This is a genomic window from Coprococcus sp. RTP21204st1_G4_RTP21204_210225 (genome assembly GCF_040915385.1).
Classification (GTDB): domain Bacteria; phylum Bacillota; class Clostridia; order Lachnospirales; family Lachnospiraceae; genus Allocoprococcus; species Allocoprococcus comes.
In genome coordinates this window covers 67,919-88,653 of sequence record NZ_JBCPDP010000014.1, presented here as the reverse complement: position 1 = coordinate 88,653, position 20,735 = coordinate 67,919, and the positions used below count along the sequence as shown (strand labels likewise).

The following is a 20,735-nucleotide window of genomic DNA, read 5'->3' as shown; positions in this document are numbered from 1 at the left end:
ATTTTCAGACCAGCACTGGTGTGGTGGTCTTATTTTGATACCAAATTTTCAACCTGTATAAAATTTTCAATGTTCTTCAATTTAGCCTTGACTTTTTATTTGCAGGCTAATTTATCTTAAAACTATATAATCTCATCTTTCTGCTTTGGCAGCTCTATAACAAATCTGCATCCACCATATTCACGGTTTTCTGCTTTGATTGTTCCTCCGGCACTATCTACAATCCGTTTTACAAGTGCAAGACCTAGGCCATTTCCTTCTGCTTTATGAGATCCATCTACCTGATAGAACTTGTCAAATATTCTGGATTTTACATCATCCTCTATTCCTGGTCCTTCATCTTCCAGAATGAACTTAACAGAATCCTGTTCTTGTTTCAGAAACATCATAATTGTCCCCTTTGAAGGGCTGAACTTAATCGCATTATCCAAAAGATTTATCCAGATATGCATAAAAAGTCCTTCATTCCCAGTATATTTAACTTCCTCCAATTCTACCTGAAAACCAATTTCTTTTTCTGTCCATTTTGTTTCCAATGAAAGAAATGCCTGGCGGATCTGTTCATCCAGACGATATTCTGTTTTTTTCATTGGTATATTCTGATTCTCTAACTTGGATAACAGCAAAATATTACCAACCAATCCGGAAAGTCTTTGGGTGTTAAATAAGATTTTTTCTACATATTCCTCTTGTTCCGGAGACAGTTCTTCTCCCTGAAGCAGCATTGTATATCCTTCAATGGCATTGATCGGGGTCTTAAACTCATGAGAAACATTAGATACAAAATCCATCTGCAGCACCTCTGTTGCACGAAGTTCCTTTGTCATAACGTTAAAACTTTGATAAGATTCTCCAACTTCTGCGATACGGCTGTTCGTTTCCAAATGCTGTTCAAAATCTCCCTGAGAAACTTCCTTCATTGCTTTACTAAGTCTGGTAATTGGTTCCAGTAACTTTGCATTGATAAAGGAAGTGATCAGCCCTGCAATCAATGTATTGAAAATCAAAAGCCAGCCAAGCACAGTTATGCTGCCCGGCAGATTAAAAAAATGATTTAAAAAAGCAAATAATAAAGCAGATATGACTGTTGAAAATACAAGTGCCAGCCAGATTGCACCAGTCAGACAGGATCGGATCCGCAATCCTTTTTTTTTCTTTTGTTCCATTATTTTTTCACCACCTTGTATCCAATTCCACGCATTGTTACGATTTCAAAATCCGGGTTATCTTTAAAACGCTCTCTGAGTCTTCCTATATGTACCTCTATTGTATGTGGGTCTGCCTCCGTCTCGTATCCCCATACTTCATCCATCAACTGTTGTTTTGTAAATGTTCTGCCTGGCGAAGCTGCAAGCTTATATAAAAGCAGGAATTGTTTTTTAGGTAAAACAAGACTTTCCTTATCAGTTGTAACCGTCATTGCATCATAATCAAACTCTGTTGAACCGATCACAATTTTGTGTTCATTCAATATCTGTGCACGGCGAAGCAGTGCTCCGACTCTTAAAACCATTTCATTCACATTTACCGGTTTTACCATATAATCATCACTTCCCGAAAAAAATCCCTGACGCATATCATCAAAGGAACCTTTCGCAGTGATCATAAGCACTGGTATCTGATATCCTGCTGAACGAAGTTCTGACACCAGTTCATAGCCATCCATAACCGGCATCATAATATCAGAAATAATCAGATCAATATATTCCTTATCCAATACTTCTAATGCCTGTGCTCCATCCGATGCACTTTTGACTTGATATCCATTCTTCTCAAGCACTTTTTGGAATAGCTGGCTTAATTCTTTATCATCTTCTACAATCAATATTTGAAACACGTTTTCCTTCCTCCTTATTAAAACAGATACCTTGCCCATCCAAGCAGATGCTGTACCAAAAATATTTTTCTCTGACGTTTCTTTGTTAATTCGATTGGCTCTACATGATATGGATCATTATAAGTTCCGCCTTCTAATATCTGGCGGGACACTTTTTCATATTCCATCATGCCCTCTTCCAACTGTTTATTAATATCTTTACTGCGTATTACAAGCATCAGTTCCGTATCCAGATATGCACTTCTCATGTCCATATTAAAGGAACCGATTACAGACAGATCATCGTCAATCAGAATACTTTTTCCGTGGTATGAATAACCGCCTTCATATTCCCAGATATTAATTCCTGTACTTAAGATTCTATTTCTGTTTTTCGCATAATCGGCAGACCCAAATGGATTCCCATTATTCGCAACTGAATTTGTCATGATAGAAAAATCTGAAACGTTCTCTGCAATCTCCTCCCATGTATTATACATCATATCATTACAGATAATATATGGCGTGTGGATCTTCACACGATTTTTTGCATTTTTCATCAATTCTCCCAACTGATACCACACTACTGGTTCTTTGGAACCTGTGTGAATAGGATTTGACACTAATGTAATCTTTTCTGTCTCAAAAGTTTCGTCCGTATAATCGGTCTCGCAGATTCTTTCCTTATTCTCTTCAAAATATTTCTGATAGCTGTTCTGCAGCTCTAAAACTGCGTTCTTTACAGATTTTCTATTTGCCAGTTTTTTATTGTTATGAAAATAACCACTGTCTTCCTGATTCCATATGGTTTCAAAATACTCTGACAACTGGTTAACTGAATTTTCTTTCTCAGGTTCATCGCAAACCACTAACACGTCTCTGTCATAGTTCTTATGTCCCGGAAAATCACCCAGGAAATAATTGTATGTATTTCTTCCCCCAAGAATATATCTCTTTCCATCTGCAATCAAATATTTATCATGCATTCTACCCATCATTTTCCACGGTTTCAACGGATTGGCCTTATTATACAGTTTAATTTCAACATTCTCATGGGAAGATAATCCATAGAAATACGGATTTCCTTCCATATCAATCCAGCTCTCCATTCCATCTACTAACAGACGAATATGTACACCTCTGTCTGCCGCATCATGCAGTGCTCCTAAAATCAATTTTCCACTTTCATCGGATTGAAATGCAAAAGTAGAAAGAATAATTTCCTTTTTTGCATTCTTGATCAAACGCACTCTTTGTAAAAGCGCTTCTGGATTCTTTTCTATGATTACTGCCCGTTCTGTATTTTCACTGCATTCGTTCCATGACCCATTTTTTGTTTCTTTTTTGGTTGTATTGGACACTTCCGGCTGCTTTTTATATGCAACGCAGATTCCGAGCAATTCATAAAAAGCCACACATAAAAAAATTGCCAGTATAACAAGAAGGATTTTACATATTTTATGCTTTTTCATTGTACATCACCTGATTCCTTTTTATTTCATACTTATACAATACAAAGTCAATCTCAATTTAACCTCAACAAGGTTTGTTTTTTCATCCATGCAAAATCTTCTTTGTACAACAGACTGTTAGATATAGCAAAAACGGCCTTTCAAAAACAGTTAACTTCTAAATCAACTGTTTTTTGAAAGGTCGTTTCATCAGATTCTTATAGCAATCCAGCAAATAATCTCATAAATAATTGTCCCAGTCGCAAATATGCGCTTCGTCCAGTTTGATATTGGTCTGTCACATCACGACATTACATGATATTCACAGTTTCTTATATAGAAAAGTGTTGGATTGTTAAACCCAACACTTTTCTAACTTAATTAACAAATAATATTGATCGGTGGAACTCTCATATTTCCTTCCTCCTTTCGTTCTAATCGGTAGATATCTTCTATATTTAAAATACCTCTTTTTCATCGAAAAATCTTCTTCTGTCCACCAAAACACTATTTTTTGTCTCTCTTTATTACATTTTTTCTATATAAAGAAATTCCCAGAATACTTACTGCTATCACAATAAGAAATTTTCCGAACCCTGATATTGTATATTCTAACCCTCTCCCATAAATAATCTGGCTTATCGGTTGAAACATATTGGTTATCATAGATACAAATCCCATAATTCTCCCCATATATTCTTCTTTTGTTTTTCTCATAATATCAGATAAACATACTATTGAAAAAATATTAATATTAAACTGAATTATGCTACATAGCACTAAAATAGTAATAAATATTACATTCCTTGTTTGACACATCCACAAAATAATTCCCGTTATCATAACGCACCCGCCTATTCCAATAACGAGATTATTTGTTTTATTACTATCCCACTTTCTTCTTGTAAAAGAATAATAAAAAGTTGCACCGATTGCAGCTATTCCCAGACTTCCTTCTGCATATCCATAGACTGTTGTACTATACTGTAACGTATTTCTTATGATATATGGAAATGCAATTGTAAGCAGCCCTGTTATTTCACAGGAAATTACGCCTGCATACAACACTAATTTAAGAATTTCTTTTTCTTCCACAAACAAATACTTTATTCCCTGTTTTATTCCCAATATTGCACTATCCCTTATGCATTGTTCATTTTTCATTTTTATTAAACTTTCCAAAAAAGCGGTAATCCCAAAACCAATTATAGAAAAAATAATAATCTTATTTATGGAAAATGTATTATATATAACTCCACCTAGAATTGGTGCTAATATTGCTGAAATAGACGATATCTGTGCTATTTCTGTATTAGTTTTATTTAAATCATCTGTAATTAGTGGTACTGCCGCCTGAGTAGCTGGTGTTTCTAACGTCCCTAATATCCCTAATATAAATAAAATGATGCAAATTGCTATTACTTTATTAGATAAAAGGAAAAACAAGCTAAGTATTATGCCTGATGTAAAGTCTAACATAACTATTAATTTTTTCTTTTTCACATAATCACAGATCCAGCCAGCAATTGGACTAAAGAAAATTATTGGTAGCATAGAAAATGCTATGATATTCGAATATATAACTGATGAACCTGTATTATCTAAAATGTACATATATAACGCAAATTTTAGCATTTGATTAATTACCAGCGAGTTTGCCTGTCCTATTAAATATAAATAATATGTATTCATTTTTCTCCTTTGCATACCGGTGGTATGCTATGTTCAAAAAATAAAATGGGGAAATTCCCATTTTATTCACAATATTCCATAAAGACGTGTTTCAATTTCTCTTTTAATTCTTTATCTAAAAAATCTACTCCCATATTTTTTGTCCATTCTGAAATAAATTCTATTTTTCCTGTTAATTCTTTCTCTGTAATATCAGAAATCGCGAGTAACAAACCTATATTTATTTGTAATAATATTTGTTCCGAAATCTCCATCGGATATTTTGTATCTACAGATCCATCCTCAATACCCTTTTCTACTATTTTGCATAAATCAGGTGCCAAAATATTTTTATTAATTTCAATCATTTTTGCAATCATCTTAGGACTTTGAATCTTTTCACTTTGGCGCCAAATTTTCATACTTATTTTGTTATAATATTGCTGCTCTTGATCTTCTATTCCTAACAAAAAAGCCTTTTTTATCAACTCAATACCTGTTAATTCAGAATATACTAATACCTTTTTAAACGGATTATTCTCTACTAATAGTTTATCCTCTATAGCATCCAATATATCATCTTTTGATGAAAAGTGATGATACACCGCTCCCTTAGTTAATCCATCCAAATTATTTACAATATCCTGCAAAGATGTGTTTTCATATCCTTTTTCAAAAAATAACTTACTTGAAACTTCTAATATTTTTTCATATGTTTTTTCTGGATCTCTTCTCATATTTTCCATCCTTTCTTACATACCTTTGGTATGTTCATTATACTTGTTATATTTGAAAAAAGCAATCTCTTTAATGTACCCGATGGTTACTCAACTGAGCAGCCATCTTTTCGATTTTCCAGACACCGTCTGGAATTTTTAATATGCCGGAATACCGTATCCATAAATATTGCTACTTCCGACTGTGTACTGTCTTTGCTTGCAGGCATCGCTTGAGTTACCCTCTACGGTATAAACTGTGCCATTCTCGCATTTCTCTACGATACCAACGTGGTCTGTTGTACCGTCGCCCTCCCAATCGAAGAAGATAATATCTCCCGTCTTTGGTTCATAAGTGCGGCTTTGCCATTTCCCGTTTGACTTAAACCAGTTTGCACCGTCCACGCAAGGGTGTTCCATTCTCTGCCACAATCCTTACACTTCCACCAAGCCTTTCGATTGGCAAAGACCGTAACCTGAGTTAGAAGTAACGGATAATTTCTGTCCGACCACTCGGTAGCTATATCCGGCAGAAGCATTGCAAGGTCATTAAATCCTGCCAACACTTTATTATGAGAGCAATACGGGCAACCCGTTTTATTTATTGTCCTGCTCTTAACGGCAGCTTCCCACTCGTGTCCTTTCTCACATCTCCAAATCACTTTCTTATGAGAACCAATAGAAACTTCTGTCGGTTTTATCTTATTCTTTTTCGACCACTGTTTTACCAGTAATGGCTCTAATGTCGTCAAATCGTTAATACCTGCAATCACTCTCGCACCGGAACATATCGGGCATTTTTCTCCATTAGAACGAGCCTTAACGCTTGCCTGCCATTCATGACCGCAAGCACCTCTCCACCATACTTTTTTATTTGAACCGAAAGCAATGTCATCAGGTGTAAGCGGTAAGTTCTTCTCCGACCACTCCGAAACAAGCTCCGGGTGTACTTCTGCTAAACTGTTACTCATATCAAAACCTCCACTTCCTCTGTGATTAGAGTATATGAAGTTTTAGCTTTATCTTGTAGTTTGCGAATATCCGTATAAATAGAAAAACCCTTTGAGAAAAGGATTTCTCCTCTCTCAAAGGGCAAGTTGGCAAACTTGAAGTTGACTATCAACTGATAATCAAAAATATCATTCCTAAAATTGCAAATCCTTCACAGATCGCAATTATCTAAAATCTGTCGAGCTCTTCGTATAGAAAAACAGTAATTTCATTCTTTCGAAATTTTTAATTCTACGTCTCCGTTACTCAGCAATTCTACAACCTCACGCTCTGGCATATTCATTTTTCCCAGTCTTACCTCTTGTTTATCATCGTTCACGGAATCCTTGTTAGAACTACCACATGCAACCAGACAGGCTGTGAGGATAATTTCCAGAATAACTGATAAATATTTCTTCATATGGCTACACCTCGTTCTTTATTATTTCTTTTCATCAAGCAAAATAACACCTTGCGCCGGATTTTTATCAATTGCACCAACTATCTCATGTGGAACATATGGCTCTTCAAGATATGCAAGGTCTTCGGCAGTTAATTTAATGTCAAATGCTCCGGCTGAATCATCCAGATACTGCGTTTTGGTTGCCCCAATAATAGGCGATAGAATTCCCTTTGCCCACTGCCATGCAATGGCTATCTGGGACATTTTGCAGTTATACTTTTCGGCAAGCTCCGCTACACGTTTAACTATCTGCATGTCTTCCGTTTCAGTCTTATCATATTTTCCCATGGCAACCCTATCCGTGGTTCCACGAAGAGACTCTGATTTCCACTGTGGTCTTGCCAGATGTCCGGCTGCAAGAGGGCTATACGGCATTAACGAAACTTTCATTTGCTTACAAATTGGTAGCAATTCTCTCTCATCCTCTCTGTAAAGCAAATTATAATGATTCTCCATCGCAGAAAATGGTGTCCATCCATTGTCTCTTGCGGCTAACTGCATATTATAAAACTGATATCCATACATAGCAGATGCACCAAGTGCCCTGACCTTTCCTGCTTTTACCAGATCGTGCAGTGCCTCCATAGTTTCTTCAATTGGTGTATCATAGTCAAATCTATGGATGATATATAAATCAAGATAGTCGGTTCCAAGACGTGACAGAGTTCCATCTATTTCCCTCATGATTGCCTGTCTTGATAAACGACCTTCATTAAAATATACCTTGGATGCAATCACAACCTGATTTCTCGCTACATTTTTCTTCAATGCTTTACCTAAATATTCCTCACTTGTTCCTGCTGAATATCCATTTGCCGTATCAAAAAAGTTATATCCCAAATCAAGTGCATGCTTGATAACATTCTCACTTTCAGCTTCATCCAACGTCCAGTCATGCATGGTTCCAGCTTTCCCAAAACTCATGCAGCCCACACATAATTTTGACACTTCTATATCTGTATTTCCGAGTTTACCGTATTCCATAGTGCTCTCCTTATCTTAATCCAGCGTACTCTTTCTCCGATACCGCCTCACACCACTCATTGGAACAATCCACTCCCGGCACCTCAATTGCCAGATGGGAAAACCATTCATCCGGAGCGGCCCCATGCCAGTGCTTTACATCTACCGGAATGTTAATACAGTCACCCGGTTTCATTTCTACCGCATCCCTGCCTTCTTCCTGATAAAACCCTCGGCCGGCTACACATACTAAGATCTGCCCGCCACCGCTTTTTGCATGATGAATATGCCAATTATTCCGGCATCCGGGTTCAAATGTCACGTTGAAAATGCCAACCTGAGAAGTGGAAATCGGTGCAAGAAAACTTCTGCCAGAAAAATACTGTGCAAAGCCATCATTTGGTGCACCAATTGGAAATACCATCGATTTCGCATGTGCTCTCATACCTTCATCTTCATATGGAAGATCTCCTTCCTTCGGCTGCCATACTTCCTTTGCCAGATTAAAAACTGCCCATGCTTTTGGCCATCCTGCATAAAATGCGACATGTGTGATTACTGCGGCAATCTCTTTTTGTGTTACACCATGATTTTTTGCATTTTGAAGATGATATTTTAAAGAAGAATCTGTAATTCCGGAAGCCATCAGAGCAACCACTGTGATGATACTTCTTGTTTTTACGTCGATGTCCTGGTTATTCCAGTTTTCGCCGAAAAGTACATCATCGTTAAAATGTGCAAATTCCGGTGCGAATTCACCAAGTGTATTTCTTCCTGCTGTCTGTACTATTTTTTCCATTTTCTGTATACCTCCATAGCACTGTTATTTATAAAGATTTTATCCACTCACTGATTTCCTGTTTTGTTCCACGGTTTAACAGGCTGCCTTCTGTGATAACCGCATCCGGTGCAGATGACTGTAATTCCTTTACAGTATTACCGAATCCACTTCCACCGGATGTTGCAAAGAGCACAATCTTTTTGCCACTGAAATCATAGGCTTCCAAAAATGTATTGACAATTGTCGGAGCTACATACCACCAGATTGGGAATCCCAGAAGGATCTCGTCATAAGAACTCATATCCATCTTTTTCTTCATAATCTCCGGTCTGTATTTCTTATCACTCATTTCCACACTGCTGCGGGATTTTTTATTCATCCAGTCAAGATCAGCCTTTGTATATGGAACTTTTGGCTCAATCTCAAATAAATCCGCTTTTGCTTCCTCTGCAATCATTTCTGCTACTTTTTTTGTTGTCCCGCTTGCACTGAAAAATGCGACTAAATTTTTACTCATAATAAAAATCCCCTTTCTTTGCGAATTTTTCGTATAAAATAGATGTATAAGATTTGAATTTCTCTTATACATCTATTTTATACCTGATATTTTATTATGTCTAATGCTTATATTGAATTCCATTCTATGCCTGGAAAGCATTTATTTCTTCTATCATTTTACTGACCGCCAGAGAATATGGAATGTTTCATCTCCAGGCAATCACAGTACTTGTTGTGATTTCAGGAGAAATTCTTCGCTATACCAGAATATCCTCCCGCCAATACTTTGCAGCACCTTCGATGGATACCGGATAGCCCAGTCCATTTGCTGCCATAACTCCGGCATTCGTTCCAAGATTACTTGTAAAAGCAATCTGCAGTTTCGAAAAGTCTTTTCCAAGGCTGAGAACTGTTGCCATCACAAACGACACAGCTCTCTTGATTTTTAATTTTGCCATTCGTTTTTCCTCCTTAAACGAAACGAACACACCGGTTATCCACAGTGCGTCCAACTTTTATTGCATTTTTATCCCTGTTGTTCTTCCAATACCTGCCGAAGAAGAAAGCTAAATTTTTATCGTACCAGAACCTCCTGTACTTTTCCAACTGTACGACTGGTTCTTATAGATAACCATAACTTTATGAGATAGTTATAAATATGGAGATAGAATATATATTTTCAGCAGGTAAACTGTAGGTTATAGGGGGTAGAGTGTGAGAAGGGGGGAACGATAAGCATTATCTGCTGTCACGGTCTGCCCTCTGCCTTAAATACTTGTTGTAATGCTCCAATGCTCTTGCCTTTTGAAGAAGCTTCTGCGGCTTTTACTCCGATTGGGATAGATGTCCGGTACATCTTAATATGATTCCCGAAGTTTTCCCTCAGAGCTTCCACCGTACTTTTAGCAAGATTAGTCCGACTGTCTAAGAGAGTCAGAAGTATTCCATCAATCTTAATATCCGGATTGATATACTTCTTTACCCTTGAAATCGTCTGCACGAGCTGCGTCATTCCTTTTGCTGGCAGATATTGAGCCTGAACCGGAATAATCACACTGTCTGCCGCCGAAAGAGCATTGAGCGTTAGTTATGTAATAAAGAATAGTACGAGCATTTTTAATTTTATCAGCTATCATAATTCTGTATGCCTCCTTCTTCCATGAGATTACAGCAAACGTAGTAGTAATGTCTATCAAAAGGCTTTTACATATTAGATAAAAGCATGTAAAATTTCTTTTACATAGCTTAATTGCGGTCTATTTAGCTTGTTTCTTGACTACTCAGGAAAAATATTTCTACCCTCGCCCCACCTGTATTTTCAGAATTTGAAAGTTTAATACCTCCACCATATTTTTCAGCCACAGTTTTTGCAAAAAATAGTCCCATCCCATAATGGGCTTCGCCATTTCTACTTGTGTCATCCATAAAAAACTGCTCTGTGCCATGCAATAATGCTTCTTTTGTAAATCCTGATCCGCTATCCTCCACAATGAATGTCAGCCGGTCATCCTGCTCCTTTGCGTCAATATAAATGATTCCATTTTCTTTTGTATGCTCCACTGCATTCTGAATCACATTCATTACGGCCCGGAACATTGGATCATAAGCAATCGTTACCTTTTTATCACTTTGTTCCGCCTTCCAATCTATCTTCTGGTGATAGCTTTCTACCAGTCCGAGTGCCTGTTCCTTTATATCTGCGAAAAAATCTTCTAACCTCACCGTTGTATAGGTAACATCACTGCAATTCCATGATTTTGTGACATCTATCAACTGTTTTACATAACTTTGTATCTGTGTTGTGCCGTTCAAAACATAAGTGATATTTTTCTTCTGTTCTGTGGTCAGTTCAGTCTCTGAAAGTAGTTCTGCATTTCCCCGTACAATCGTAAGAGGTGTTTTAATATCATGCGCCAAAGCAGACATCTGCTGTTTCTTTTCCTGCTCTGTTTTCCACTGCTTTTCTAAAGATTCTCGCAATGCATCTCGCATATCATCGATTGCCGATAAACAGTCATCAAACTCTTTGATACCGGAACAGGATGTCTCATATTCCAGATTTTGATCCTTTATTTGTCCGATTGCGTCTAATACAGGCTGCATCTGCTTTTTGATTCTTTTTCCAAAACGTATGGACGGAATGATGATAATCGCTACCGCTCCAATCACAGACATAATAATCATCACATTCTGTGGTCCTATAAAATGCTCCCTCAAAAAAGCTGAATGATATTGAGGTGTCAGGCGATATTGCAATACAACATATTCATTTTCCCTTACAATTACTTTATAAAAATATTTCCCGGATGCGTTTCCGTACTTTGCAACATTCCATGCTATCTGTTCGTATTGTTCTGACAGATCTCCACCTATTTTCTCTCCATTCTCTGAAAAGATTACATAATCACAAAGTGCGGGAATCATCTCAGCAGTCACTTTATCTGCACGTAGAATCGTATCATATGCTTCATTAATCTTTTGCTCTGCATAATTTGCCGGATAAATACAGCCCACACTAATCAAAAGGTACAGCAGCAGATAAGCAACAATCACCAAACCAACTAATGATCCAAGCATAACCAGTACATATCTCATAAAAATCCTGCTGAGTGCATTGCTTCTCTTTACTCTTCCCATTTATATCCAATCCCCCAGACTGTTTTTATCGGTGTATAATCATAATCCGCAAATTTTGCTCTTATATTTTTGATATGCGTGATTATAGTACTGTCATTACTCTCATTGTCAAAGCCAAAGACCGCTTCCAATATCTGTTCCTTCGAGAAAACCTGTCCTCTGTTTTTAGCCAGAAATTCACAGATTTCGTACTCCGCTTTCGTAAGAGGAAGTTCCTTATCATCAACCAATAGTTTCTTTTGAGATATTTGAATACAGACCCTCCCCAAAACCATCCGGACAGAATGTTCCCTGTGCTCTCTTCTAAGATGTGCATTGATCCTTGCCCGAAGTTCCATCACTCCAAATGGCTTTGAAATATAATCATCTGCTCCTAAAGAAAGTCCGTTTACCAGACTGTTTTCCTCCGTTTTTGCCGTAAGAAACAAAATCGGACAATCCACAAGTATCCTAATTCTTTTGCATAATTCGAAGCCATCAATTCCAGGCATCATAATGTCCAGTAAAATCAGGTCATAACGATGTAATTCTTCCATATTAATTTTTAGTGGATTACTTACTTTGGTAACCAGATGTCCATCCTTATTCAAAATGCTTTCTATCATTTCCAAAATTGCCGGTTCATCATCAACTGCCAGTATTTTTGCCATAGTTTCCCTCGATTCTATTCCGATATTCTGTTTCCTTCCCAGTGGTTTACCCACCAAAAATAGTATACCATACTAATCCCTGTAAATATTAAGCAACCTGGTATGAATGACAACCATTCACCTACACTAGTTTCTCCCAATACAGATTGCAGATAAGTATATGGTACTCTACCCGTCCAGCAGACAAATACATATTTCCACACATAATCTCCAAGTCCGGTAAGCATCAATGCACTAATTAGTCCTGATATAATCCCTGCTCCAATGGATACCCCTTTTCCAAACTGAAAAGCCAGAATCAGCTGCCACAGATAAAGTGGAACACTGCTTCCCCACAGCAGCAATGCTGCAAATATACATCCTTTCATGATTTCGATATCGCTTGATGCGATTCTTCCAAATCCAATTCCGAATATGATTGCTGTCAATAGGATAGAGCACAGACACAAAACCAGTAGCATCAACAGTTTCGATAAAAATGCTGTAAGTTTATCTGGTAAAGACAACAGGTTTTGAAAATCACCTGCATTTTGTTCTTGTTCCATCACACTTGCTGTAAAAATTCCAATAAGTACCGGAAGTCCTGCTCCTATTGCCTGATAAAATGCAATCACTTTCATATTTTCATTCCATGGTGAAAAAAAGTAATATATTAAAAATATAACGCTGGTTATAATCGGAATCAGTAAGTGTGCCAGAATCACAGATGTTCCTTTCATCTTTCGCAAGTCTGCATTAAGAGATCTTCCAATCATCTTATTTCACCTCTCTTTTCTCAAACCATTTCAAAAACAGAACCGTTACAAAAACAAACCAGATGATTGAGAGACACATTCCCGGAACAATGACTCCCGTATCCAAAAGAGGATTCCCTGCTTCTGCGGCAAGTCCATTTGGTAAAACATGAAGCAACGGGCACATCATTCGCATAGGGATTGCAGAAACAAGTACATACCAGATTCTGGTTTGTGATATTACCACACCGCTGACGGTAATAAATAGGCAGACGAACAGGTTTACAATCATTCCAAATCGTTCACTTAAAAATAAAGCTACCGGAATCTCCCATAACTCAGAAACCGTCAGAAATAATACTGCAATCAACGCTCCTCCAACTGGAACATGTGTCGTTAGAAGAAAGCCTCCAAGCGTTGCTCCTGCAAACACAATCACATTAGAAAACAAAATCATGTACCCAATATAAATAATTTTCCCCAGCAACAATTTTCTTCTGTCTGTGGGAATAGTCATTAAATGATAGTATTTTATCTTTTTCTCCTGCGCCACAGAAAGATAACAAAATAGAGCAATCATCCCCGGCAGCAAAAGTGTATACCACCAGTTCCAAACACTTTCTGCATAAGCATTTGTCATCCCAAGAGTAAATATAAATGCCATGACAAATGTAAGAAGAGGAAATCCCCAGATAAACTTTTTTCGCATGGTTCTTTTGGCTTTTTGATGTTCTGCTTTTATAATATTAACCATGGATTTCACCTGCTTTCTGGTTTTTTCTTACCACATTCATAAACAAATCTTCAAGATTATCTCCCTGCTTTAATGCTCCTTCGTATCCTAAGATTCCACCTGAAATAATCCCGACTTTATCTGCAAGTAACTGTACCTCTGAGAGAATATGACTGGAGAGAATTACAGTGATTCCCTGTTCCGGAAAAGACCGGATCAGCTCTCGTAATTCCTCGATGCCTATTGGATCTAATCCATTCGTAGGTTCATCCAATATCAAAAGTTCCGGTTCTCCAAGCAATGCCATTGCAATGCCTAGTCTTTGCTTCATCCCCAAAGAAAACTGTCCTGCTTTCTTCTTTCCGGTGTTTGTAAGTGATACAATCTGCAAGACCTCATCAATTCTGTTTTCATCTGTACCAAGCAATAATTGTCTTACCTTCAAATTCTCTCTGGCGGAAAGATTTTCATAAATAGGCGGATTTTCAATTAACGCTCCTATTTTTGATAAATCTTTCCTATCCAAAAGTTTTCCATCAAAGTAAATCTTTCCTGCAGTTGGTTTCATCATACCGGTCAGCATTTTCAATGTGGTAGATTTACCAGCGCCATTCGGTCCAAGCAGTCCATAAATCTGTCCCTTTTCGATATTAAGTGAAACATTATTTACCGCTTTCTGTTTTCTAAAATATTTACATAGATTTTGTGTCTGTAACATCATTTCCATCTTTACTATCCTTCCTTCTATATTTCATTTCTTACTGAAATATAACCTAACAGAAAAAAATAAAGATTTGATGAAGATTTATTCCCGTATGGAATAAACCATCAATTGAATATCATTATCAGAACTCGGCTTTCCACTGAAATCAGCAAAGCTGTTACAAATACGAAGCGTGATACCCAGACTGTCCGTATCCTGCCACCCCAGACAAGTGGTTAAATCTCCCTGTGGGTCTGCATCAACAAGTAATACTTTCTTTCCCTGCATTGCAAGACCGATTCCGAGATTGACCGAAGTGGTGGTCTTTCCTACTCCGCCTTTCTGATTGCAGATGGCAATCGTTTTGCAGTTTGACACTTTTTGCGTCCTCCTTTCCTGAATATTCATAGCCATTGTAGAATGACTATGTACCTGACCGTTTCATTTCCTAAACAGTCGTGGCAACATTTGTTCTCAACACCCCTTGCCGAGCGTATCGCTCATGGGAAGCCACTAAGGAACAAACTGCTGATCTGTATCATAGGATTCTAACCTCTGCCGAGTACTCCGCCAGCTCCTTAGAGAAGTATCATTATCTTTCTGACTGTCATCGCCATGTCAGGAGCAACCTGACACTCATACCGGGAGTTCTCGCTGTTCTGCATCCACAAAAGTTATGGCGTACCCGATAAGGTGGCTATCATCAGAATTAACGTCTTAGTGACCTGTATATTCAGTTTTAAATTTCAAAGGAAGGCGTTCCATTTTTGTTGATTGGAATTACTCCCTTCACTTATTTGGAATTGCTCAGGCTTTTGACACCCTATTTTTTATAAATTTTTTTAATTATTTTTTTGAGAGAGATTTTAGAACAATAGATAAGTAGAAAAAGCTTCAAATCCCGTGTATAATTAAGAAATAAAGATAGAAACAAATTAGAATTTAAAGTTGATTGATGGTATGAAGATTTACACATCTGATCAACTCATTGCTGCTTTGAAAGAAGCAGGTTTTACAGAGATAAAAACGTATTCAAATACAAAAAATCATTGGATAAGTATTGTTGCAACGAAATAGCCAATTTCTAGTTTGTATAACAGGAAAATTTAAATTTAACGCTTGAAAAAAGGAGAAATAAACATGGCAAAGAAAGAAGAAAGATTTGAAGTTACATTTAGAGACGGAAGTCAGCTTAAGGATGAAGGAGTTCGCCAAATCCTTGTAGATAAGGAGACTGGGGTTAACTATCTTTGTTGGAAATCTGGATATGGAGCGGCTATTACACCTCTTCTGGATTCAGAAGGAAAAGTCATAGTTACAAAGTAAAATCGGTAGTTATGGAGGTGAAAAATGTATTTCACAGACGAAAAAGACTATATTATGCGAATGATAAAAGAAATGGTAAGAGTATTATTTTCTTTAATGTTTGGGAAAAAGTATGTTTCTGTTGAACTTGAAAAAGAAAATAAATATGAAGTATCAGGGAAAAATTTGAAAGATTTTCTTGATATGATTGATTCTGGGGAAATTAACGAAGCAGAGAATATACTTTTAGATAGCATTGATTATACAGACAGAAATGCGGTAATGGCAGCAGCTCTTTTCTACCAATACCTTAGTGAGAAGGATAGTGAGTTTTTGAAAAATAATAATTATACAAAAGAAGAAGTGATGTCTGGTTTTAAGCAATTACTTATGCAGTCAGGATATACTGATTTGCTATGTTTGGTCAAAGCTGAAGAGTAATGTAGAAAATTCAAAGAGATAAGAGTGATTGGCTGAAAGGAGAAATTGTATTATATGTTCTATATTGTTTTTGACTTTATGATGGCAGTGATTATGTTTTTGTTTGGAATGTGGTTTTATAAATCAGAAGGAAAAGCTACTAAATTCTTGTCGGGTTATAATATGAAATCAGCGGATGAACGAAAGAAATACGATGAGAATGCTATGTGTAAGGCATATGGAAAAAGAATGATGTTTATGTCAGTTCCTTTTATTATTGGAATAATCATAGATATCCAATATCAAGGAATAGGCTGTTGGATCGCATGGGGGATATGGCTTATTATGTTTGTTTTGTTGCTTATTGATAGACATAAAAGAGAACGTTAAATTCCCATTTATTGGGAAGTCGCTGAGAACGAAAAATCGAGATTTGTCTGTGAAAAGCCCGTGAATAAGCGGATGTTAATATGTATTGCTTGTGGCAACGGCTCTATTGAATATAGAATTGAGCTATCAAAAACAAGGAGGCAGAGATTATGCTAAATGAAAATATCAAAAGAATTAGAAAGTCAAAAGGGCTGTCGCAAGAAGAACTGGCAATTAAACTGAACGTAGTAAGACAGACAGTATCAAAATGGGAGAATGGTTTGTCAGTTCCAGATTCCAGTATGCTGATTATTTTGGCGAATGAACTGGATACTACTGTAAGTGAATTACTTGGAGAACCTGTAGCAGAACCGACTACCGATGATTTAAAGATTCTTTCTGAAAAATTAGAAGTTATTAATTTGCAGCTTGCAAAAAGAAGTATAACAAAGGTAAAAACGATTCGATGGATTCTTATTTCATTGTGTGCGGTTATAGTGGTAATATTTATCGCACTTGCATCTACGAATAGTTTTTATTTGAATTGGAATTACAATGATCCTGAGTTGGCAGTGGCAGGAACAATACTGCATGGGTTTGAATTCTTGTTTGTAAGACTCGCACCGATTGTTTTTTTGACTTCGGTGGTTGGAGTTGTGGTGACATATAAGAAAAGATAAATTCAAGTTTGGAGAATTGAGAAAATCGGTAGTTGTAAACTTAGAATTAGAGGTATTGAAAATGAAAATAATAATTATATTTATTGATTTACTGATGGCAACTGTTCTCTTTTTTGTTGGAAGATTTTTTATCAAATCAAGGAATACAGAAAGAAGTGTGCTGTTTTTATCAGGAGATTATACTGGATTAAATACAGAGAAAATATGCAGAGTTACTGGAAAACGGATTAAGACATGGGCAATGCTCTTTTGTCTTGGCGGTATAATTGATTTTATCAAGCTGGGTGCAGGAATAATAATAGTTTCCGTTTTTTTTATTATCTTACTTGTATTTCATTTGGTTGATATGACTATAAATCGAGACAAGTACCGGGTATAAATTCCAGTTTGTATGGATAATATTCCCATTAAAAAGACCGCTTGCACTTCGGTGTAGGCGGTCCTCTTATATTCTGGGCAATTTGATTAGATGAATAAATTATACTTCTTCTTGGCTGCCAATACCTTGCAGAGAACATCATCCACTGCGTCAGTATATCTGCCTTGTTCGAGAAGCTCATTTTTCAGCCGGATAAGTGACTGAATAACTCTGCTCTGTTCTTCGGCTGTTAAGTAAATATGATATTTCTTTTCTCTCATTGGCTGTTCCTCCAGTTCTCAAATACGTTTCTGATAGTCCCGACATCTTCTTCCGTATCGGAAGTAATAAATATATGTACGCTTTGAAAGGCTGCTTTGATACGCTGAGCATAAGCGATTTCTGTTTCATTGGTTTTCATAGGCAACTTGATCCGTTTAATTCCTCTTTGCTGACAGAGATGTTCTTTTAAGATTTCCATATCTTCTGAACCGCTGTTCACTTCAATCGCCACCTGTTCAGATGGAATATAAGTATCAAGCGGTATCCCTAAAACTCTGTCTGAGCCGAGTTCGATTTTCAATCCTTTCATATGTGAATAATAACTGAGGGCAAAAGCCGGAAACACTGATAAATACTCCTGCTCACATATCCTGCAACCTTTTCCGAGAATTGTCCGTTCATTGATCTTCATACTCCATGAATGTCCGTGTCTGCATTTCCACCATGCTCGTTTAGCAGAAGTTCGTGATACTTCTGTCGGCTGTATTCTGTTCTGTTCATAATCCCAGTCACTGAGTAGATTTTTATCCGTTGTCGCCAGATCATTGTATCCTGCAAGCACTTCTCTTTCGGCACATACCGGACAAACAGTTCCTTTTATTCGGGCATTGATGACTGACTTCCATTCATTGCCACATTTCTTACAATGCCACCACACATTTTTCCTCAATTTTGCATTGACCTCATCCGGTTGTAACGGATAATTCTTTTCAGACCATTCTTCAGCAATCTCCGGATGTGTTGTTTTCAAATCATTCCTGCCTTTTATAAAGGTATAGCCACTGCAACAAGGACACTTACTTCCACCTGATCGTGTGGAAATGAGCGTATTCCATTCATAACCGCAGGTCCTGCACTTCCACCATGCTTTACGATTAGCAAATGCAGTAACTTCCGTTGGCTTCTTCTCATTTTTCTCTGACCATTCGTCTGCAACTTTTGGAACCACTGTCGCAAGGTCATTAAATCCAACAAGCACCTTATTATGGGAACAGTATGGACAACCAGAACCATTGATACTCCTGCTCTTAACCGATGCTGTCCATTCATGCCCCAGTCGGCACTTCCAGATGACTTTCTTATGAGAACCTACGGTTACCTCTGTCGGTTTGATTTCATTCTTCTTGGACCACTCAGAAGCCAGTTCCGGCTTCAATGTATTTAGATCGTTAATTCCTGCGACTGCTCTCGCCCCAGAGCAGATTGGGCATTTCTCGCCCTTTGACCTTGCCTTAACACTGGTCTGCCACTCATGCCCACAGCTGCCTTTCCACCAAACGACTTTGTTGGAACCGAATGTAATACCATCTGGTGTCAGTGGCAGATTCTTCTTAGACCACTCAACTATCAATTCCGGATGCACTGCTGATAAACTGTTATTCATATCAAAACCTCCACTTCCTCTGTGCTTAAAGTATAGGAAGTTTTGGCTTGATGTTGTAGTTTGCGAAACTCCTTTGAAAATAGAAAAGCCCTTTGAAAAAGGTTTTTCCTCTCTCAAAGGGCAACACAGCTATCAATTACACATCATCATCTATATTCAATCGCTGCTTTATTTCTTTTAATAATTTTTCAGGTTCCTCCGTCCTCATTCTTTTGGCAAGCTCGATCATAATTTCCTGTTCTTCTTTGCTCATTTGTTCAAACATGTCCGCCATCTCTTTTTCTCTCGGTGTCAGTCGCATATACATTCCTTGTTCCTCCGATTTTAAGCTCATACAATATCATATCGACAGAAACATCTTAACTGTTATCCATCTTCTGTGCAAACATCGGTTTATGATGTAAAAAATGGGCAATTCCAATCTGAACTACCCATTTATTATTAAAAATATGCGATTTTTCTTGCTCTGCACAAATCTCTGCATCAAATGATGTAAGTTTGATGTAAATCACTGTTTTATATGGTTTTGACCAAATGAAGTACATCCCGTCATTTTAGTGAAACGGTACATCCATACATCATCTTAATAGAGCTTTGCTCCTGCCGGGATATGGTTATCAACCATGATCAGATGCAGTTCTTCATCTTCTGAGTCTTTCAGATTATTTACTGCTGATAACAACATACCACAAGACTCAATTCCCATCATCTTTCTCGGTGGAAGGTTTGTGATGGCGATCAGTGTCTTGCCTACCAGTTCTTCCGGCTCGTAATAAGCGTGAATACCGCTTAAAATAGTACGATCTGTGCCTGTTCCATCATCAAGAGTGAACTGAAGGAGTTTCTTTGACTTCGGTACTGCAACACACTCTTTAACCTTTACAGCTCTGAAATCTGACTTGCTGAATGTATCAAAATCAACTTCTTCCTCAAATAAAGGCTCAATCTTTACATTAGAGAAATCAATTTTTTCCGGCTCTGCTTTCATTTCTTCGGCAGCCTGATTTTTTACATCATTTTTCTTATTTACATCACCGAGAGACTTCATTGTCGGGAATTTTTTTTAGCATTTCTTCGTTATTCTTCATAACGCTTCGCTGGGCTGTTTCTATTAAATTGTCTTCTCTTCAT

Annotated in this window: 24 protein-coding genes and 6 pseudogenes; 6 read left to right on the top strand and 24 right to left on the bottom strand. The window is 37.3% G+C overall.

The genetic code is table 11. The annotated features are described in order from the left end of the window. Positions 1 to 122 precede the first annotated feature (122 nt). The 19 genes and pseudogenes from AB5213_RS12725 to AB5213_RS12635 all read right to left on the bottom strand — a co-directional run. Positions 123 to 1,166, bottom strand: coding sequence for a HAMP domain-containing sensor histidine kinase (locus AB5213_RS12725; RefSeq protein ID WP_349096541.1), 1,044 nt, complete (start codon positions 1,164 to 1,166; stop codon positions 123 to 125). Continuing rightward, positions 1,166 to 1,876, bottom strand: coding sequence for a response regulator transcription factor (locus AB5213_RS12720; protein WP_005421560.1), 711 nt, complete (start codon positions 1,874 to 1,876; stop codon positions 1,166 to 1,168). Before AB5213_RS12720 ends, AB5213_RS12725 begins: the two co-directional genes overlap by 1 nt. Continuing rightward, a complete protein-coding gene (locus AB5213_RS12715) occupies positions 1,855 to 3,288 on the bottom strand; it encodes a phospholipase D family protein (protein WP_055249576.1) in 1,434 nt (477 codons plus the stop codon). Before AB5213_RS12715 ends, AB5213_RS12720 begins: the two co-directional genes overlap by 22 nt. A 486-nt stretch (positions 3,289 to 3,774) precedes the next feature. After that, positions 3,775 to 4,959, bottom strand: coding sequence for an MFS transporter (locus AB5213_RS12710; protein WP_368276794.1), 1,185 nt, complete (start codon positions 4,957 to 4,959; stop codon positions 3,775 to 3,777). Positions 4,960 to 5,021: 62 nt separating this feature from the next. Next, complete coding sequence (locus tag AB5213_RS12705; protein WP_368276793.1) at positions 5,022 to 5,684, bottom strand: TetR/AcrR family transcriptional regulator; 663 nt, start codon at positions 5,682 to 5,684, stop codon at positions 5,022 to 5,024. A 129-nt stretch (positions 5,685 to 5,813) separates the two neighbouring features. Further along, positions 5,814 to 6,062 (bottom strand): annotated as a pseudogene (locus AB5213_RS12700) (CHAP domain-containing protein); the annotation flags it as partial. A gap of 14 nt (positions 6,063 to 6,076) precedes the next feature. Further along, positions 6,077 to 6,625 (bottom strand): annotated as a pseudogene (locus AB5213_RS12695) (zinc-ribbon domain-containing protein); the annotation flags it as partial. A 248-nt stretch (positions 6,626 to 6,873) separates the two neighbouring features. Continuing rightward, a complete protein-coding gene (locus tag AB5213_RS12690; protein ID WP_015526519.1) occupies positions 6,874 to 7,065 on the bottom strand; it encodes a hypothetical protein in 192 nt (63 codons plus the stop codon). Positions 7,066 to 7,086: 21 nt separating this feature from the next. Continuing rightward, positions 7,087 to 8,091 (bottom strand): aldo/keto reductase, encoded by a 1,005-nt coding sequence (locus AB5213_RS12685; protein ID WP_215634724.1) that lies wholly within the window; start codon positions 8,089 to 8,091, stop codon positions 7,087 to 7,089. A gap of 10 nt (positions 8,092 to 8,101) precedes the next feature. Beyond that, the gene (locus tag AB5213_RS12680) at positions 8,102 to 8,869 is read right to left on the bottom strand and encodes a carboxymuconolactone decarboxylase family protein (RefSeq protein ID WP_173692771.1); all 768 of its coding nucleotides are present in this window, start codon (positions 8,867 to 8,869) and stop codon (positions 8,102 to 8,104) included. A 28-nt stretch (positions 8,870 to 8,897) separates the two neighbouring features. After that, entirely contained in the window at positions 8,898 to 9,368 is a 471-nt protein-coding gene (locus tag AB5213_RS12675) for a flavodoxin (RefSeq protein WP_215634723.1), read from the bottom strand. A 124-nt stretch (positions 9,369 to 9,492) separates the two neighbouring features. After that, positions 9,493 to 9,747: pseudogene (locus AB5213_RS12670) on the bottom strand (hypothetical protein); the annotation flags it as partial. A gap of 392 nt (positions 9,748 to 10,139) precedes the next feature. Then, positions 10,140 to 10,445 (bottom strand): annotated as a pseudogene (locus AB5213_RS12665) (ParA family protein); the annotation flags it as partial. A gap of 164 nt (positions 10,446 to 10,609) precedes the next feature. Beyond that, complete coding sequence (locus AB5213_RS12660) at positions 10,610 to 11,986, bottom strand: sensor histidine kinase KdpD (RefSeq protein WP_215634722.1); 1,377 nt, start codon at positions 11,984 to 11,986, stop codon at positions 10,610 to 10,612. Continuing rightward, on the bottom strand, positions 11,974 to 12,636 hold the full coding sequence (locus tag AB5213_RS12655) for a response regulator transcription factor (RefSeq protein WP_005359225.1): 663 nt from the start codon (positions 12,634 to 12,636) through the stop codon (positions 11,974 to 11,976). Before AB5213_RS12655 ends, AB5213_RS12660 begins: the two co-directional genes overlap by 13 nt. A gap of 14 nt (positions 12,637 to 12,650) precedes the next feature. Further along, the gene (locus AB5213_RS12650; protein WP_055182536.1) at positions 12,651 to 13,391 is read right to left on the bottom strand and encodes a lantibiotic immunity ABC transporter MutG family permease subunit; all 741 of its coding nucleotides are present in this window, start codon (positions 13,389 to 13,391) and stop codon (positions 12,651 to 12,653) included. Position 13,392: 1 nt separating this feature from the next. Further along, positions 13,393 to 14,124, bottom strand: a complete 732-nt coding sequence (locus AB5213_RS12645) for a lantibiotic immunity ABC transporter MutE/EpiE family permease subunit (protein ID WP_215634721.1) — start codon at positions 14,122 to 14,124, stop codon at positions 13,393 to 13,395. After that, positions 14,117 to 14,830 (bottom strand): lantibiotic protection ABC transporter ATP-binding protein, encoded by a 714-nt coding sequence (locus tag AB5213_RS12640; RefSeq protein WP_005609481.1) that lies wholly within the window; start codon positions 14,828 to 14,830, stop codon positions 14,117 to 14,119. Before AB5213_RS12640 ends, AB5213_RS12645 begins: the two co-directional genes overlap by 8 nt. 165 nt (positions 14,831 to 14,995) lie before the next feature. Next, positions 14,996 to 15,184, bottom strand: a pseudogene (locus AB5213_RS12635) (ParA family protein); the annotation flags it as partial. A gap of 567 nt (positions 15,185 to 15,751) precedes the next feature. Here AB5213_RS12635 and AB5213_RS12630 point away from each other — a divergent pair. The 6 genes and pseudogenes from AB5213_RS12630 to AB5213_RS12605 all read left to right on the top strand — a co-directional run. Beyond that, positions 15,752 to 15,883 (top strand): annotated as a pseudogene (locus AB5213_RS12630) (class I SAM-dependent methyltransferase); the annotation flags it as partial. Between the two features lie 63 nt (positions 15,884 to 15,946). Beyond that, on the top strand, positions 15,947 to 16,132 hold the full coding sequence (locus AB5213_RS12625; RefSeq protein WP_005342831.1) for a DUF6440 family protein: 186 nt from the start codon (positions 15,947 to 15,949) through the stop codon (positions 16,130 to 16,132). 24 nt (positions 16,133 to 16,156) lie between these two features. Beyond that, on the top strand, positions 16,157 to 16,552 hold the full coding sequence (locus AB5213_RS12620; protein ID WP_349096018.1) for a DUF6483 family protein: 396 nt from the start codon (positions 16,157 to 16,159) through the stop codon (positions 16,550 to 16,552). Positions 16,553 to 16,606: 54 nt separating this feature from the next. Beyond that, positions 16,607 to 16,921, top strand: a complete 315-nt coding sequence (locus tag AB5213_RS12615; protein WP_005342838.1) for a DUF3784 domain-containing protein — start codon at positions 16,607 to 16,609, stop codon at positions 16,919 to 16,921. 149 nt (positions 16,922 to 17,070) lie between these two features. After that, on the top strand, positions 17,071 to 17,580 hold the full coding sequence (locus AB5213_RS12610; protein ID WP_055249581.1) for a helix-turn-helix domain-containing protein: 510 nt from the start codon (positions 17,071 to 17,073) through the stop codon (positions 17,578 to 17,580). Positions 17,581 to 17,641: 61 nt separating this feature from the next. Beyond that, positions 17,642 to 17,959, top strand: coding sequence for a hypothetical protein (locus AB5213_RS12605; RefSeq protein ID WP_005611085.1), 318 nt, complete (start codon positions 17,642 to 17,644; stop codon positions 17,957 to 17,959). An 86-nt stretch (positions 17,960 to 18,045) separates the two neighbouring features. Here the strand turns inward: AB5213_RS12605 and AB5213_RS12600 are convergent, their stop codons facing one another. From AB5213_RS12600 to AB5213_RS12580, 5 genes are all read right to left on the bottom strand, one after another. Beyond that, positions 18,046 to 18,219: a hypothetical protein gene (locus AB5213_RS12600; RefSeq protein ID WP_215634219.1), complete on the bottom strand. Its 174-nt coding sequence runs from the start codon at positions 18,217 to 18,219 to the stop codon at positions 18,046 to 18,048. Beyond that, positions 18,216 to 19,604, bottom strand: a complete 1,389-nt coding sequence (locus AB5213_RS12595; RefSeq protein WP_215634218.1) for a zinc-ribbon domain-containing protein — start codon at positions 19,602 to 19,604, stop codon at positions 18,216 to 18,218. The genes AB5213_RS12600 and AB5213_RS12595 overlap by 4 nt, the downstream gene beginning before the upstream one ends. 136 nt (positions 19,605 to 19,740) lie before the next feature. Beyond that, on the bottom strand, positions 19,741 to 19,938 hold the full coding sequence (locus AB5213_RS12590; RefSeq protein WP_368276792.1) for a hypothetical protein: 198 nt from the start codon (positions 19,936 to 19,938) through the stop codon (positions 19,741 to 19,743). A 25-nt stretch (positions 19,939 to 19,963) separates the two neighbouring features. Beyond that, positions 19,964 to 20,149 (bottom strand): hypothetical protein, encoded by a 186-nt coding sequence (locus tag AB5213_RS12585; protein ID WP_368276791.1) that lies wholly within the window; start codon positions 20,147 to 20,149, stop codon positions 19,964 to 19,966. A gap of 38 nt (positions 20,150 to 20,187) precedes the next feature. Beyond that, positions 20,188 to 20,652, bottom strand: coding sequence for a hypothetical protein (locus AB5213_RS12580; protein WP_055215903.1), 465 nt, complete (start codon positions 20,650 to 20,652; stop codon positions 20,188 to 20,190). Positions 20,653 to 20,735 lie beyond the last annotated feature (83 nt).

Excerpts from the sequence above, each read along its gene's own strand:
- AB5213_RS12725 (WP_349096541.1), bottom strand. The coding sequence starts at position 1,166 with ATGGAACAAAAGAAAAAAAAAGGATTGCGGATCCGATCCTGTCTGACT.
- AB5213_RS12720 (WP_005421560.1), bottom strand. The coding sequence starts at position 1,876 with ATGGGCAAGGTATCTGTTTTAATAAGGAGGAAGGAAAACGTGTTTCAA.
- AB5213_RS12715 (WP_055249576.1), bottom strand. The coding sequence starts at position 3,288 with ATGAAAAAGCATAAAATATGTAAAATCCTTCTTGTTATACTGGCAATT.
- AB5213_RS12710 (WP_368276794.1), bottom strand. The coding sequence starts at position 4,959 with ATGAATACATATTATTTATATTTAATAGGACAGGCAAACTCGCTGGTA.
- AB5213_RS12705 (WP_368276793.1), bottom strand. The coding sequence starts at position 5,684 with ATGGAAAATATGAGAAGAGATCCAGAAAAAACATATGAAAAAATATTA.
- AB5213_RS12690 (WP_015526519.1), bottom strand. The coding sequence starts at position 7,065 with ATGAAGAAATATTTATCAGTTATTCTGGAAATTATCCTCACAGCCTGT.
- AB5213_RS12685 (WP_215634724.1), bottom strand. The coding sequence starts at position 8,091 with ATGGAATACGGTAAACTCGGAAATACAGATATAGAAGTGTCAAAATTA.
- AB5213_RS12680 (WP_173692771.1), bottom strand. The coding sequence starts at position 8,869 with ATGGAAAAAATAGTACAGACAGCAGGAAGAAATACACTTGGTGAATTC.
- AB5213_RS12675 (WP_215634723.1), bottom strand. The coding sequence starts at position 9,368 with ATGAGTAAAAATTTAGTCGCATTTTTCAGTGCAAGCGGGACAACAAAA.
- AB5213_RS12660 (WP_215634722.1), bottom strand. The coding sequence starts at position 11,986 with ATGGGAAGAGTAAAGAGAAGCAATGCACTCAGCAGGATTTTTATGAGA.
- AB5213_RS12655 (WP_005359225.1), bottom strand. The coding sequence starts at position 12,636 with ATGGCAAAAATACTGGCAGTTGATGATGAACCGGCAATTTTGGAAATG.
- AB5213_RS12650 (WP_055182536.1), bottom strand. The coding sequence starts at position 13,391 with ATGATTGGAAGATCTCTTAATGCAGACTTGCGAAAGATGAAAGGAACA.
- AB5213_RS12645 (WP_215634721.1), bottom strand. The coding sequence starts at position 14,124 with ATGGTTAATATTATAAAAGCAGAACATCAAAAAGCCAAAAGAACCATG.
- AB5213_RS12640 (WP_005609481.1), bottom strand. The coding sequence starts at position 14,830 with ATGGAAATGATGTTACAGACACAAAATCTATGTAAATATTTTAGAAAA.
- AB5213_RS12625 (WP_005342831.1), top strand. The coding sequence starts at position 15,947 with ATGGCAAAGAAAGAAGAAAGATTTGAAGTTACATTTAGAGACGGAAGT.
- AB5213_RS12620 (WP_349096018.1), top strand. The coding sequence starts at position 16,157 with ATGTATTTCACAGACGAAAAAGACTATATTATGCGAATGATAAAAGAA.
- AB5213_RS12615 (WP_005342838.1), top strand. The coding sequence starts at position 16,607 with ATGTTCTATATTGTTTTTGACTTTATGATGGCAGTGATTATGTTTTTG.
- AB5213_RS12610 (WP_055249581.1), top strand. The coding sequence starts at position 17,071 with ATGCTAAATGAAAATATCAAAAGAATTAGAAAGTCAAAAGGGCTGTCG.
- AB5213_RS12605 (WP_005611085.1), top strand. The coding sequence starts at position 17,642 with ATGAAAATAATAATTATATTTATTGATTTACTGATGGCAACTGTTCTC.
- AB5213_RS12600 (WP_215634219.1), bottom strand. The coding sequence starts at position 18,219 with ATGAGAGAAAAGAAATATCATATTTACTTAACAGCCGAAGAACAGAGC.
- AB5213_RS12595 (WP_215634218.1), bottom strand. The coding sequence starts at position 19,604 with ATGAATAACAGTTTATCAGCAGTGCATCCGGAATTGATAGTTGAGTGG.
- AB5213_RS12590 (WP_368276792.1), bottom strand. The coding sequence starts at position 19,938 with ATGAGCTTAAAATCGGAGGAACAAGGAATGTATATGCGACTGACACCG.
- AB5213_RS12585 (WP_368276791.1), bottom strand. The coding sequence starts at position 20,149 with ATGTACTTCATTTGGTCAAAACCATATAAAACAGTGATTTACATCAAA.
- AB5213_RS12580 (WP_055215903.1), bottom strand. The coding sequence starts at position 20,652 with ATGAAGTCTCTCGGTGATGTAAATAAGAAAAATGATGTAAAAAATCAG.